Here is a 12,899-nt window from a genome sequence, read left to right on the forward strand (position 1 = left end):
TCCTCTTCCCGATTAACAATGCAAGCATAGCGACAATTCGCTATCATGCCCGCTGGATTTAACGACAAGGCCGTGGAAATTATCATGCTGTGGTTCAAAAATTTAATGGTTTACCGTCTTAGCCGCGATGTTTCTTTGCGTGCCGAAGAGATGGAAAAACAGCTGGCATCAATGACGTTCACCCCTTGCGGTAGCCAGGATATGGCAAAAATGGGCTGGGTTCCGCCGATGGGATCGCACAGTGATGCATTAACGCATACCGCCAATGGCCAAATTATTATCTGCGCCCGCAAAGAAGAAAAAATTCTGCCGTCGCCGGTTATCAAACAGGCGCTGGAAGCCAAAATATTCAAACTGGAAGCTGAGCAAGGTCGCAAACTCAAGAAGACTGAAAAAGACTCGCTGAAAGATGAAGTTCTGCACTCATTGCTGCCGCGCGCCTTTAGCCGCTTCAGCCAGACAATGATGTGGATCGACACCGTCAACGATCTGATCATGGTCGACTGTGCGAGCGCGAAGAAAGCGGAAGATACGCTGGCGCTACTGCGTAAGAGCCTCGGTTCGCTGCCGGTCGTTCCGCTGACGATGGAAAACCCTATTGAGCTGACGCTGACTGAATGGGTTCGCTCCGGCACAACGGCACAAGGATTCCAGTTGCTGGACGAAGCCGAACTGAAAGCGATCCTTGAAGACGGCGGCGTGATCCGCGCGAAAAAACAGGATCTGGTCTGCGACGAAATCGCCGTGCATATCGAAGCAGGCAAACTGGTCACCAAACTGGCCCTCGACTGGCAGCAGCGCATTCAGTTCGTTATGTGTGATGACGGCTCCATTAAGCGTCTGAAGTTTAGCGACGAGCTGCGCGATCAGAACGAAGATATCGACCGCGAAGATTATGCTCAGCGTTTTGATGCTGATTTCATCCTGATGACGGGTGAACTGGCTGCTCTGATTAAAAGTCTGGTGGAAGGATTAGGCGGCGAAGCACAGCGCTAAGCCGTATTTACCGAATGGCGGCTCAGTGTCGCCATTCGTTATTTTTACGCTTACAGATAGCGGCAAAGATAGGACGTTGGCTCTGCCACCTGCAGATGAAACTCGCTGTTGCCCGGTACGTTAAACACGTCCCCTGTGGCATACACCTTCCACTCTGTTTCCCCTGGCAGCAACACGTTCAGTGCGCCACTGACGACCGTCATCTCTTCAGGCGCCGCAGTACCAAAGGTATATTCACCTTCAGCCATTACGCCAACACTGGCGCGGCCAGTACTGCTGCTGGTAAAACCGATCGATTTTACTTTGCCGGAAAAGTATTCATTACTTTGAAGCATACAACTGGCCCTGTCTCGTGATTAAGTTAACAACCAATATAGGGGGCTGACGTTCCACCTGTCACGCAAAATTACGTCAACAATTCCGAAGCCAGTCGGGCAATTAGCACATTGGACAGAAGTACCGGGACATCCAGCGATTTTTGCAGTAGATCACGGTGGCGTTGATTAAACCCAAGGCAATCCAGCATGATCACATCCGCACCTTGCTCCAGCAGTTCTTTCCCCGCATCAATCAATTGTTCTTCGCTACCGTCGATCGGATTTGCCACGGCATACACTGGCGGCGTTTGTAGCACCTGCCATTTTTGCGTCTGGGCTTTGAGTAATTCGGTGACGGGGACAATCACCCCGACCTGATGCCCATCGACAATCGAGGCCACCAGTGGCGGGATAATCCGTAACGGCTCCAGCAAAATGCTATTGCGTGCGGTCAGACGAGCGATTGAGGCGGTACTCATCAGCAGGATAACGTCAAAGCCCTGGTTATCCAGCACCTCTACAATGCTTTGCAGGGAGCGCTCCACCTTCTGACGTGAGACATGTGCAAGTTGATGGTCACTGAGCAACGTTAATAATAGCTCGTCACCGGGCGAAACCCCGTATTCAGCCATCACATCTTCTCGCCGCATCTGCCCCAGCAGGCTGTGGTGAGTAATGTGCTGTTCATCGATATATTCCGTCAGGAGCGGTAACACCTCACACATTGGCACCACGCCAATCGTGAGGATAGCCAACGACGTACTCATTTGTTGCTCCACCGTCTTCTTACTTTGCTGTGAAATCCCGGACAATTGCCGGGCGCTGACCTGCACTATAAATGCTCAAAAGCGTAGCAGTAGATCGGCGGTGTATTGTGTAAAGATTCCAAATCATTCCAGTACTGGATTGTTATTGTTTAATTTTCAATTTTGACTGTACACGGCGAAATTTAAAAAAATGTGATGCACGCCCGTACTGGCACTTTTAAGACACGTGCCCGGGCGGTGCTTATATCAGGTTTTATTGGGGTCTTCGTAGCGCTTTTTGGCATCCATGGCTTCCTGCGCAGAAGGGTGCTCACTGATCAACGAATTCGGTTTAGGGTGATCGGCTCGAAGTTGATACCAGGTTACCGTCTGGCCTGGCGTCCCTTTTTCAACCGTAACAATGGTCGCTTGACGTGGGTAAGGTGGTTTTGTCGGCATAGTTCTTCCTTTTCACTGGATGAACACTAAGTATAGACACCGCCCTGTAACCGTGGTGCTGCCTGCGCCAGTATCCCAAGAATGTCTTCCACCACCTGCGCAGGTTCATTGGTGGCATCAACGATATAGTGCGCGACCTCACGATACAGAACATCGCGCTGGGCGAGAACCTCCTGCACTTCCTCAGTCAGAGGTTTACCGGTTAAGGTTGGACGCAAGCCCTCTTCAGGCGTGGCCTCCAGACGATCGACCAGTACCGATACCGATGCGCTTAAATAGATAACCACGCCGTGGCTGCGCATGTAGTGACGATTAAATTCGGTAAGAATAATGCCGCCGCCGGTCGCAATAACCGTTGCCGGGGCTGTGACGGCCTGCAGCGCGGTCGTCTCCTGGGCACGAAACCCTTCCCATCCTTCTCTTTCAACGATCTCCGCCACGGTCATCTGCACGTGCGATTGCAACCAGCGATCGGTATCGACAAACTGGAAATCGATAGCCTTCGCCAGCGCCATACCGGTAGTTGTCTTACCACACCCCCGGGGGCCAACAAGAAATAGAGGTTGCGTCATCACAGAAATTCCCCAGAGAACCGCAAACGAGCGGGATCTGATGCGGTTAAAGATCTAATCATATCATCAAACTAGCACATCACCAATTCGTAAAGATTAAATTACAGATAGAGTGGCGATACCTATTAAAACCCACTATAACAAGAATTCACAACGAATGTAGTGTAAATAATAAATTACACATTTTATTTTCTCCGCTGTACTTCCAGCCACCACTTATCAAGTTCAGCCGCAAAATGCTGCCTGTCACGAGGGGAAAGGCTGTCTGGTCCCCCGGTCTGAATACCGCTGGCGCGTAGCGTATCCATAAAATCACGCATCATCAGACGCTCACGGATCGTGGCTACGGTATAACGTTCGCCGCGTGGATTAAGCGCCGCCGCACCTTTTTCAATCACTTCTGCCGCCAACGGGATATCCGCCGTGATCACTAAATCACCGGCGCTACACTGGCGCACAATCTCGTTATCCGCCACGTCAAATCCGGGGGGAACGCGTAGCGTACGGATAAGACGCGAAGCAGGGACGCGCAGGCTTTGGTTCGCTACCAAAATAAGCGGCATTTGCATGCGCTCTGAAGCGCGGTACAAAATGTCTTTGATCACATTCGGACACGCATCGGCATCCACCCATATTGTCATAACCTCTCCCACTGATGTGCAATCGCACATTGTCGCGTGCTTTTACTTTCAGGCAAAGTGCTGTTTATCCTTCTGCACATATTCTTTCCGCGCTAGACTTAGCTTTCCCCGGTTTACCTTAAATAATTCAAGTTACTTGAAGTAATTAGGGTATAAAACAATGAATATCATCCATAGGGAGTGACAAATGGACAAGAAAATTGGTTTTATCGGCTGCGGTAATATGGGCAAAGCGATACTTGGCGGCATGATCGCCAGCGGCCAGGTTCTCCCCGGCCAAATCTGGGTCTATACTCCCTCCCCCGATAAAGTCGCTGCGTTGCACGACCAGTACGGTATTAATGCGGCGCAGTCTGCACAAGAAGTCGCACAAATCGCCGATATCGTATTTGGGGCCGTAAAACCAGGCATCATGATTAAGGTGCTGAGCGAAATTACCTCCAGCCTGAACAAAGACTCTCTGGTCGTCTCAATTGCCGCAGGCGTCACCCTCGATCAACTCGCCCGCGCGCTGGGCCATGACCGTAAAATCATTCGCGCGATGCCAAACACGCCGTCTCTGGTGAACGCGGGAATGACCTCCGTCACACCGAACGCTTTAGTCACGCCGGAAGATACGGCCGACGTGCTGAATATCTTCCGCTGCTTTGGCGAAGCAGAAGTCATTGCGGAGGCAATGATTCACCCGGTTGTTGGCGTCAGCGGTTCAGCACCGGCCTATGTCTTTATGTTTATCGAAGCAATGGCGGACGCCGCCGTACAAGGCGGCATGCCTCGCGCACAGGCTTATAAATTCGCGGCACAAGCGGTAATGGGTTCGGCGAAGATGGTGCTGGAAACGGGTAAACATCCCGGAGAGCTGAAAGATATGGTGTGCTCGCCTGGTGGAACCACCATTGAAGCGGTACGCGTCCTTGAAGAACGCGGTTTCCGTTCAGCAGTGATCGAAGCGATGATTAAGTGCATGGAACAGTCTGAAAAACTCAGCCGCTCCTGAGTCAACACCTCCGGACGTCAGGCCGCCGCTTCAGTGCGGTTACGTCCGGAATTCTTTGCTTTGTAAAGAGCCATATCCGCCGACTTTAACCATTCCCGATAATGCTCGGTTTCTGAGGTCAGCGGCGCAACGCCCACGCTAATACGCAGGGCAACCTGTGGCGCGCAGGATAAACGCAAGTGGCTAAGTCGTTCGTGCACACGAGACATCGCTGCTATCGCGCTGGTTGCCGGCGTACCACACATAATCACTGCAAATTCATCACCACCAAAGCGCCCTATCACATCGCTACCGCGTAAGGTCATTTGCAACTGGCGGGTCAGCGCGACAATCGCCTGGTCCCCAACGTCATGACCCCAGGTATCATTAATGCTTTTGAAATGGTCAATATCGATAATCAGTAACGTGGCGTCACGCTGGTAGCGGCGACAATTATCAAATTCATTACGCAGTAACAGCTCCCAATGACGACGGTTATACACTCCGGTCATGCCATCTCGCGTACTCATCACCTGTAAGCGGCGCTTATGCTCCGCCAGTTTGATGACCGTTTGATAACTTACCCAGGCAAAAATCAGCGGATAGATCACCAGCACCGGCAGCGTCAATAGCACGCTAAGTTGAGTACTGCTGAACGCGACGGAGATATCGGTTAACTGTAACGTCACCAGGCATGAAACCACCATCAAAACAGCGCCTGCAATGAATATTCGCATCCCCCCTGCACCCATCAGGTTGATGCAGGTAATCATCAGCAGCGCCGTGGATGGCAACAGATTCACTCCCATAATTCCTATCCACATACCGGCAAGAATGGCATCAGCTTTTAAGTTGGTAAATTCACTATGCAGAGGATCGTCAGCTTTGCTTGCCAGCTGCCAGGCCAGATGCGGCCAGACAAACGCCCATCCCACAAGTAACAGCCACCAGCCACCGGTAATGGGCTGAGTAACGAGTACCGACGCGATAGATAAAAACATTCCCCCCAATCCCACCGCTCGCGGCAGCCTGATCCGTCGGGCGAATCGCAGACCGGAGCGCTGGTGGTCATTCTGATGAAGCGATAAAAACGCGTCATTCGGGACGACCTTCTTTTGATAAAAGTTTTCATCATTCATCGTATTTGGGAATATTCTGAAACAAATTTCCCAAATTATAGGAAGGGGTCTGGCGGCGGAAGTATGATATTTCGGGTGAGCGATTTTACCTGCTCACCCGTAAGTGCTACGCAGATTTTTTCAGGCAAGCGCTCATAAATTTATTACGATCATCACCTTTCAGGGACTGCTCCGTCGCCTTGACGTTGCATTCACGCATTTTCTGCTGCTGCGGCGTCAGGCTCTTTTCCTCAGGCGCAGATTTACTGTTTTTCAGGCAATCACTCATATATGTCTTACGCGCATCCCCTTTTAAGGTCTGCGCCGTTGCCTGCTGATTGCAGGTGGTCATACGTTGTTGTTGCGGGGTTAATGTCTTCTCGGCAGCACCGACGGTAGTTAAAAAAATAAGACCAAAAAGCAACGTCATTAATAATGTAATTTTCATAGCACCATCCTTTTCTGAACGACGACACACAGGTAAGTTTGGCTGCTAACGATAAAAATACCACCCGACGGCAAAAGTATTGCCGCCGGGCGTCGGGTTATTTCAGTCCTAACGCCGCTTTCATGGTGTAGAACAGGTCGGTCTGGTCGGTCAAACCAACCACATTCGCCGCATGCGGGCCGTAGGCTGCAATTCGCAGTTGGCTACCAGTGTGCTCCTGAGATTCCTCTTCAGAGTTACCGTAGCTAATAACCATCACCGCGCCATCTTTGGTGTTCAGTGCCTGAGTCAGGCCTGGTGCTTTGGTATCCGGTGCGACAATCTGGCTGGCATGCGCGTGGTCTGCGGTTACCACTACCAGGGTGTTGCCATCTTTCTTCGCAAAGGCAAGCGCGCGCTGTACCGCTTCGTCCAGATCGACCGTTTCGCCAATCTGTCCGCATGGGTTGGCGGCGTGGTCCTGTTTATCAATTGACGCCCCTTCCACTTGCAGGAAGAAACCTTTCTCATTTTTGCTTAACAGCTCAATCGCTTTATCCGTCATCTGCGCCAGCGTCGGCACACTGTCATTACGCTTTGGATTTGGCGCACAGGTCACAACCGGTTTATCCAGATTGCCATGATAAGATGCCTTCGGTCCTTCCCAGCGTACCGGCATATTGCCGTCAGAGAACAGACCCAGCAGCGGTTTATCCTGATTAGCTTCAGTAATCGCCGCCAGCGTGGCCGCATCACTCACCAGTTGATAACCGCGGGCCTGGGCTTGTTCACGCAACGTTTTACCCTGCCATTCGCCTGCCGCTGCGGTTTCCGCAAACGTTTTTGCCCCGCCACCCAACGTAACGTCAGCCCTGGCATTGAGTAATTGTTCGGTGATTGACCCTTTGCCGCCTTTTTCCAGCGCATTAGTTGGACATTTTTCACGGGTCACGTCAGGGCCATAGCACTTACGCGAGGTCACATGAGCAACCAGCGCTGCCGGAGTCGCATCCTGCAATTCAGCGGTAGAAACGTTGCCCGTCGCCAGCCCCGCTGCTTTTGCCATTTCAAGAATTGTGGTGTGATCTTTTTCGTGGATATCCACGCCCAGAGCACCATTATAGGTTTTCACACCGGTGGTCCACGCCGTGGCGGATGCCGCAGAATCCGTCACATAATCGGGTTTGCCCGTTTTTTTATCCAGCGCATAATGCGTGTATTGTCCGGTCAACGGTAAAGCATCAATACCTTTAAAAAAGCCGCCTGCGCCTTCGGCATAATTTCGTGCTGCCGTTATTTCTGAGTCACCCATCCCATCACCAATCAATAGAATAATATTTTTGGCAGGTTTATCGTTCAGAGAATCGCGCAGAGCCGCCGTTTGATCGGCAGCCAATCGGCGGGCACCGCCCTGTGTGGTGATATCACCCTGAGCGGCACGATTATCCAGAACCGGCATAGCAGATGATTCTGCATAAATAACCGGGGTAAACAGCAAAGGTAACAGGGCAATAGCGAGTGCGCTTTGTTTCACTTTATTTTCTCCATGTATAAATACAGTAAAATTAAAACAAAGCGACTATAAGTATTTGATGTGACACTTTTATGATAATTCGTGGACGACGCGCCACAGATGACTCAAAACGCTTTTGGCACACTCTCGCCTGCGTCATGAATGCTGGTCAGAAATGCAGGCATACGGCCTACCCCAGCCACAGCACCCTCTATCTGGCGAATAAAAATTTGCCGATCGTTCCACGTCATATTACGCAGCATTTCGATGATTACCTGCTCGAGCGTTTCAACCTGCGTCGCCAGCTCTTGCGACTCTTCTTCTTTTTGGGCGAGCTTAAGTAACAACTCAGTGATGAGATTTTTCATTTGCGTATTCCCTTAACCAAATATGAGCCACGTTATCATTAAGACTCACCACTGCCTAGAGGATGAAAGTTGTATTTTTATAAAAAATAAAACATTTTGCGAAAACAATCACAACACAAAATAAGGAGGGGCGTAGTAACGTAGAATCATTGCATATAAAAGGGTATGGGAATTAATAATAACATAGATATATAATGCACAATTATGGATTAACAACGCTGACGAGCAGCGTTGTTAATCCGAACTTCAGCGTACGCTACGTCGACGTCGCAGCGCGATAGCCAGTTGCCAGATATTGATAAGCACAATGCTCGCCGTGGCAATAAACACCCAGCGAAAGCCCGCCATTGCTGATACCGTTGCTCCCATTAATGGCCCGGCCACGTTACCGAGGTACATAAATGACTGGTTATAACCAAAAATTCGCCCGGTTATCTGGTCGCTGGAGTATTTCACCAGCAGTGTCTGCACTGCGGGCAACATTGCGCCGTCGGCAAATCCGAGCAGAAAACGTAAGATTCCCAACTGCAATGGCGTGGTGACCCATGACATGGCGAAAAACAACACTACCGCGAAGATTAACGTCGCCATTAAAATCCGTTCGGTCCCAATACGGTCGCCTAACTTACCTAGCCGGGGCGCTGAAATCAGGGCCGAGACGCCCGGCACCGAAGCAATCAACCCGCTGAGAAAGGCAATATTCGAACTGTCTGGCACCATCGATTTAATAAACAGCGCCAGAATCGGTCCAATTGAGCCGTTACACAGTTGGATAACCATAGTAGTAAAAAACAGGCTAATCACCAGCGCCGGGTAAGGCAGTGAGGCAAAGACGGCCTTACCGCTCAGACGTTCGCTTTTTTTGATAGTCGGGCGCACGCCCTCTTTGATTAAGAACAGCGTGACCAGGAAACTCACCACCAGCAAGGCTGCGGTAATACAGAATACTGCCCGTAAACCAACATGATCGGCAATAAAGCCCCCCATCAGCGGCCCGCCAATGACGCCGCTAATTTGCGCCGTCGAAAGTGTACTCAGTGCCCATCCGCTGCGTTCGCGCGGTACCTGTGAGGCCACCAGCGCCATCGCATTGGGAATATAGCCAGAAGTTAACCCCATCACCCCACGCAGAAGAAAAAGCTGCCAGACGTTGGTGGCAAAGGCCTGCAGTAAAATCGCAATCGCCATCCCCAGAGAAGCACGCAGCAACATCAGCTTACGTCCTTTACGGTCCGCTAAACTGCCCCACATCGGAGAGACAATGGCTGAAATCAGGAAGGTGACGCTGAACGTTAAGCCGGACCACATTGAGAGCGCTTCATGCGAGGTCACTCCCAGTTGGGAGATATAGAGCGGTAAAAAAGGCAGGATTTGGCTAATCGCCAGTCCGGTAAAAAAGCAACCGAACCACACGGAAATAAGGTTAACTCTCCAGGATTCCATAAGGACTCATAACGATAAATAGCTGAAAACTGAGAGCAGCTTAACAAATTACTTAGCCAAATAAGGGTTCACAGGTGCGATAAATCACAGTTTAGGATTTTATCTCCCCGCTCATCATATTTGTGATACACCTCACACCAAACCCATAATTTAAACAGGGAATTATGCTTCACGGTCGATCTGCGCGTTTACGCCTATCACTTCCCCGGTTATCCACTAAAACAATCTGCCAGAAGCCGAGGAAACCTACGTTTTGTCGTGGTAATGTATGTGCTTTGCATTCATGGAATGGGTTTTTAAGATGGCAAAGTTGCGGGTAGGAATCGTATTTGGTGGTAAATCAGCGGAACATGAAGTGTCATTGCAATCGGCAAAAAATATTGTCGATGCCATCGACAAGACTCGCTTTGACGTTGTGCTGTTAGGTATTGATAAACAAGGGCAATGGCACGTTAGCGATGCCAGTAATTATCTGCTCAATTCAAACGATCCGGCGCATATTGCGCTGCGTCCCTCCGCGACCAGCCTTGCTCAGGTACCGGGTAAACAAGAACATCAGTTGATCGATGCGCAAAACGGTAAGCCGCTGCCTACGGTCGATGTTATTTTCCCAATTGTACACGGCACGCTGGGTGAAGATGGCTCTTTGCAGGGGATGCTGCGCGTGGCGAATCTACCATTCGTCGGATCTGATGTATTAGGTTCTGCGGCCTGTATGGATAAAGACGTGACCAAACGTCTGCTGCGCGATGCCGGATTAAACATCGCCCCGTTTATTACGCTGACTCGCGCCAATCGCAACAGCATCAGCTTTGCCGAGGTTGAGTCTCGCCTGGGTCTGCCGCTGTTTGTAAAACCGGCCAACCAGGGATCGTCCGTTGGCGTCAGTAAAGTGACCAGCGAAGCACAATACGACCAGGCCGTCGGACTGGCATTTGAATTCGATCATAAAGTCGTCGTCGAACAAGGGATCAAAGGCCGCGAGATCGAATGCGCGGTGCTGGGTAACGATCATCCGCAGGCCAGTACCTGTGGCGAGATCGTGCTGAACAGTGATTTTTACGCTTACGACACCAAATATATTGACGACAACGGTGCCAAAGTGGTTGTTCCGGCAGCAATCGCACCGGAAATTAACGATAAGATCCGAAACATTGCAATTCAGGCTTATCAGACGTTGGGCTGTGCCGGCATGGCCCGCGTGGACGTTTTCTTAACCGCAGAGAACGAGGTTGTGATCAACGAGATCAACACACTGCCGGGCTTTACCAACATCAGCATGTATCCAAAACTGTGGCAGGCGAGCGGTTTAGGCTATACCGATTTGATCACTCGCCTGATCGAGCTGGCGCTGGAACGCCATGCGGCAGATAGCGCGCTGAAAACCAGTATGTAAACCCGTCAGGATGCCCGATCTCTATTGGGCATCCTTTGTTTCATCTTCATCTTCCACCCGGCGACGAATAATTAATCCGGCCAGCCAAAAGCTAATCACCCAGGTAACCAGCCCCACCGCATAGGTTTGCCACCCCTGCGCTTCAAAACCGAGCAAGCCCACCACGCCGTTCAGAATAAAGATAAGCCCGATTGCGAAGGCATAGTAGTGCCAGTCTCGGCGGATTTTTACAGGCAGGTTCATAACAGCTCCGGTAGAAATACAACATGGAAGCGCATCCTCGCACATTTCCTCATGGACGTCTGTGGCCTGTACGGAAATTCTGAAATGTAACTTAATTTCACTTAAGGTTACTCAATTGTGACGGAAAGCAAAAAACCGAAATCCAGGAATAATCTCTACCTGAAATTACCATCATTCTGATATTGACATTGCCGATCACCTGTCAGACTCACGGTGAGTTCCAGGCATTACGTCAAAAAAGCAGGTTATTTCCGGAGGTCTTTATGGCTGATTTTACGCTCTCAAAATCCCTTTTTAAGGGCAAGCATCGGGACACCTCCTCCCTGCCCGGCAACATTGCGTATGCCGTATTTGTGCTGTTTTGCTTTTGGGCGGGCGCGCAGATTTTAAATCTGTTGGCCCACGCTCCCGGCATCTATGAACAACTAATGCAGTTACAAATGCAAGAGACAGGGCGACCGCGAGTTGAAATCGGTTTGGGTGTCGGTACCCTTTTTGGGCTGGTCCCTTTCATCACCGGAAGCCTGATTCTGGGTGCTATCGCGGCATTCGTGCACTGGCGCCGTCATCATCATAACGACGACTGACCCATACATCTCGCCCGACGATCGTCCACGCGTTTCGCAAACCACGCGGTAGTCAGATTTCGCGTGATCTTCGGGCTTTCCAGTTGAATGCCTGGCAGCATTTCACGGGGGAGCGCTTTCCCGGTCTTCGCTTCCGCCAGCTTATAGACCTTCTCGTACAACGCAGTCTCTTCAAACGCCAGGCTGTCACCTTTTTGCAATTGACGGCTGATCTCACTCTCGCTCATATCCAGTTTCCCGGCCAGTTTACGCACTGCCAGCTCGGTTTTACCCGGTTCGCTGCTACCGTAGAGAATCAAATCCCCATCCATCGCCAGCTTCACGCCGCTGGCTTTACTGACCGCATACTGGAAAGCTGCATTGCGGCTGGCATACCACCCGGCATTGAAATCGGCGAAGCGGAAAATTGGCGCACTGTAATTCGCCGGGTAGTTAAGCAGATGATACGTACCGAACCACAGCCCACCGCGACGGCTAAACACTTCCTGGCGCACGGTTCCCGCCATTTTCCACGGGTAGCCGCTGGCATGCTGCTCAGCAAAGGCGATGCTAACCTGCATCGGCCCACCGGTATGCACCGGATTAAGCGAACCAAATAACGTCTGCCCCATCGGTACTATGTTGATAAAATCATCAAAGATCGCGCTAAGCTGTTTTTCGGTTTTCACCGTATCCAGGCGCTCGCTGTAGCTTTTCCCCGTTGGCGAGTTAATCTTCAGCGCGGTATGCACCACAAACAGCGGAATGTGCATACGCTCGGCGCGGCGGTCGATTTCTTTCCAGGCGATTTTATTCAGTCCTGGAACAGCAGGGTCCGCCTGATAGTTAGACTCCTGCTGAGCCACCGCCAGCACCGAACAGATATTTTCAACCGTCGGCGCCAGCTTCTGGCTTTCAAACGTCTTTGCCAGGTCCTGTGCCCACGCGTCCCTGTCTTTCACGCTGGCGGGCATTTTCTGGCGCACCACGCTCGCTACATCGACGGCTTTCTCCCCCTTTTTTAACGGCTGCGCGGGTTGGCTACTACATCCCACCAGCACCAGAGCGGCCAAACCGGACAAGGGGTAAAGACGGGAAACCGTCGACATAACATCTCC

16 protein-coding genes are annotated in these 12,899 nt (G+C 51.1%); 4 read left to right on the forward strand and 12 right to left on the reverse strand.

Translation table 11 applies throughout. From position 1 onward, the window contains the following. Positions 1–84 precede the first annotated feature (84 nt). Positions 85–996, forward strand: coding sequence for a recombination-associated protein RdgC (gene rdgC / locus OGX99_RS08150; RefSeq protein ID WP_003021479.1), 912 nt, complete (start codon positions 85–87; stop codon positions 994–996). 50 nt (positions 997–1,046) lie between these two features. Here the strand turns inward: rdgC and ppnP are convergent, their stop codons facing one another. The 5 genes from ppnP to OGX99_RS08175 all read right to left on the reverse strand — a co-directional run bounded on the left by ppnP (position 1,047) and on the right by OGX99_RS08175 (position 3,731). Further along, a complete protein-coding gene (ppnP, locus tag OGX99_RS08155; protein ID WP_151218596.1) occupies positions 1,047–1,331 on the reverse strand; it encodes a pyrimidine/purine nucleoside phosphorylase in 285 nt (94 codons plus the stop codon). A gap of 71 nt (positions 1,332–1,402) precedes the next feature. Next, positions 1,403–2,080, reverse strand: a complete 678-nt coding sequence (locus tag OGX99_RS08160) for an AroM family protein (protein ID WP_151218595.1) — start codon at positions 2,078–2,080, stop codon at positions 1,403–1,405. Positions 2,081–2,326: 246 nt separating this feature from the next. Continuing rightward, positions 2,327–2,518 (reverse strand): protein YaiA, encoded by a 192-nt coding sequence (gene yaiA / locus OGX99_RS08165; RefSeq protein ID WP_151218594.1) that lies wholly within the window; start codon positions 2,516–2,518, stop codon positions 2,327–2,329. A 26-nt stretch (positions 2,519–2,544) separates the two neighbouring features. After that, entirely contained in the window at positions 2,545–3,090 is a 546-nt protein-coding gene (gene aroL, locus OGX99_RS08170; protein WP_151218593.1) for a shikimate kinase AroL, read from the reverse strand. Between the two features lie 185 nt (positions 3,091–3,275). Continuing rightward, a complete protein-coding gene (locus OGX99_RS08175; protein ID WP_151218592.1) occupies positions 3,276–3,731 on the reverse strand; it encodes a YaiI/YqxD family protein in 456 nt (151 codons plus the stop codon). Positions 3,732–3,918: 187 nt separating this feature from the next. Here OGX99_RS08175 and proC point away from each other — a divergent pair, with 187 nt between their 5' ends. Then, the gene (proC, locus tag OGX99_RS08180; RefSeq protein ID WP_151218591.1) at positions 3,919–4,728 is read left to right on the forward strand and encodes a pyrroline-5-carboxylate reductase; all 810 of its coding nucleotides are present in this window, start codon (positions 3,919–3,921) and stop codon (positions 4,726–4,728) included. A gap of 17 nt (positions 4,729–4,745) precedes the next feature. Here the strand turns inward: proC and adrA are convergent, their stop codons facing one another. From adrA to OGX99_RS08205, 5 genes are all read right to left on the reverse strand, one after another. Then, the gene (gene adrA, locus OGX99_RS08185; protein ID WP_187259458.1) at positions 4,746–5,861 is read right to left on the reverse strand and encodes a diguanylate cyclase AdrA; all 1,116 of its coding nucleotides are present in this window, start codon (positions 5,859–5,861) and stop codon (positions 4,746–4,748) included. A gap of 91 nt (positions 5,862–5,952) precedes the next feature. Beyond that, the gene (psiF, locus tag OGX99_RS08190; RefSeq protein WP_003830956.1) at positions 5,953–6,273 is read right to left on the reverse strand and encodes a phosphate starvation-inducible protein PsiF; all 321 of its coding nucleotides are present in this window, start codon (positions 6,271–6,273) and stop codon (positions 5,953–5,955) included. 97 nt (positions 6,274–6,370) lie between these two features. Further along, positions 6,371–7,786, reverse strand: a complete 1,416-nt coding sequence (phoA, locus tag OGX99_RS08195; RefSeq protein WP_252837926.1) for an alkaline phosphatase — start codon at positions 7,784–7,786, stop codon at positions 6,371–6,373. Between the two features lie 104 nt (positions 7,787–7,890). Continuing rightward, positions 7,891–8,133, reverse strand: a complete 243-nt coding sequence (locus OGX99_RS08200; protein WP_252837925.1) for a sigma-S stabilization anti-adapter protein IraP — start codon at positions 8,131–8,133, stop codon at positions 7,891–7,893. Positions 8,134–8,379: 246 nt separating this feature from the next. After that, positions 8,380–9,576 (reverse strand): multidrug efflux MFS transporter, encoded by a 1,197-nt coding sequence (locus OGX99_RS08205; RefSeq protein WP_151218588.1) that lies wholly within the window; start codon positions 9,574–9,576, stop codon positions 8,380–8,382. A gap of 301 nt (positions 9,577–9,877) precedes the next feature. On the opposite strand from OGX99_RS08205, the gene ddlA reads away from it, so the two are divergent. Further along, entirely contained in the window at positions 9,878–10,972 is a 1,095-nt protein-coding gene (gene ddlA / locus OGX99_RS08210; RefSeq protein WP_151224842.1) for a D-alanine--D-alanine ligase, read from the forward strand. A 21-nt stretch (positions 10,973–10,993) separates the two neighbouring features. Here ddlA and OGX99_RS08215 read toward each other — a convergent pair whose 3' ends face one another. Further along, on the reverse strand, positions 10,994–11,215 hold the full coding sequence (locus OGX99_RS08215; protein ID WP_151218586.1) for a DUF2754 domain-containing protein: 222 nt from the start codon (positions 11,213–11,215) through the stop codon (positions 10,994–10,996). A 263-nt stretch (positions 11,216–11,478) separates the two neighbouring features. On the opposite strand from OGX99_RS08215, the gene OGX99_RS08220 reads away from it, so the two are divergent. Next, positions 11,479–11,802, forward strand: a complete 324-nt coding sequence (locus OGX99_RS08220; protein WP_286543157.1) for a DUF2755 family protein — start codon at positions 11,479–11,481, stop codon at positions 11,800–11,802. On the opposite strand, the gene OGX99_RS08225 is transcribed toward OGX99_RS08220, so the two are convergent. Beyond that, positions 11,787–12,890, reverse strand: coding sequence for a DUF1615 domain-containing protein (locus OGX99_RS08225; RefSeq protein ID WP_286543159.1), 1,104 nt, complete (start codon positions 12,888–12,890; stop codon positions 11,787–11,789). The two genes, OGX99_RS08220 and OGX99_RS08225, sit on opposite strands and share 16 nt — an antisense overlap. Positions 12,891–12,899 lie beyond the last annotated feature (9 nt).

The sequence above is a fragment of the Citrobacter sp. Cu096 genome (assembly GCF_030332285.1).
Taxonomy (GTDB): domain Bacteria; phylum Pseudomonadota; class Gammaproteobacteria; order Enterobacterales; family Enterobacteriaceae; genus Citrobacter; species Citrobacter meridianamericanus.

Excerpts from the sequence above, each read along its gene's own strand:
- rdgC (WP_003021479.1), top strand. The coding sequence starts at position 85 with ATGCTGTGGTTCAAAAATTTAATGGTTTACCGTCTTAGCCGCGATGTT.
- ppnP (WP_151218596.1), bottom strand. The coding sequence starts at position 1,331 with ATGCTTCAAAGTAATGAATACTTTTCCGGCAAAGTAAAATCGATCGGT.
- OGX99_RS08160 (WP_151218595.1), bottom strand. The coding sequence starts at position 2,080 with ATGAGTACGTCGTTGGCTATCCTCACGATTGGCGTGGTGCCAATGTGT.
- yaiA (WP_151218594.1), bottom strand. The coding sequence starts at position 2,518 with ATGCCGACAAAACCACCTTACCCACGTCAAGCGACCATTGTTACGGTT.
- aroL (WP_151218593.1), bottom strand. The coding sequence starts at position 3,090 with ATGACGCAACCTCTATTTCTTGTTGGCCCCCGGGGGTGTGGTAAGACA.
- OGX99_RS08175 (WP_151218592.1), bottom strand. The coding sequence starts at position 3,731 with ATGACAATATGGGTGGATGCCGATGCGTGTCCGAATGTGATCAAAGAC.
- proC (WP_151218591.1), top strand. The coding sequence starts at position 3,919 with ATGGACAAGAAAATTGGTTTTATCGGCTGCGGTAATATGGGCAAAGCG.
- psiF (WP_003830956.1), bottom strand. The coding sequence starts at position 6,273 with ATGAAAATTACATTATTAATGACGTTGCTTTTTGGTCTTATTTTTTTA.
- OGX99_RS08200 (WP_252837925.1), bottom strand. The coding sequence starts at position 8,133 with ATGAAAAATCTCATCACTGAGTTGTTACTTAAGCTCGCCCAAAAAGAA.
- OGX99_RS08205 (WP_151218588.1), bottom strand. The coding sequence starts at position 9,576 with ATGGAATCCTGGAGAGTTAACCTTATTTCCGTGTGGTTCGGTTGCTTT.
- ddlA (WP_151224842.1), top strand. The coding sequence starts at position 9,878 with ATGGCAAAGTTGCGGGTAGGAATCGTATTTGGTGGTAAATCAGCGGAA.
- OGX99_RS08215 (WP_151218586.1), bottom strand. The coding sequence starts at position 11,215 with ATGAACCTGCCTGTAAAAATCCGCCGAGACTGGCACTACTATGCCTTC.
- OGX99_RS08220 (WP_286543157.1), top strand. The coding sequence starts at position 11,479 with ATGGCTGATTTTACGCTCTCAAAATCCCTTTTTAAGGGCAAGCATCGG.
- OGX99_RS08225 (WP_286543159.1), bottom strand. The coding sequence starts at position 12,890 with ATGTCGACGGTTTCCCGTCTTTACCCCTTGTCCGGTTTGGCCGCTCTG.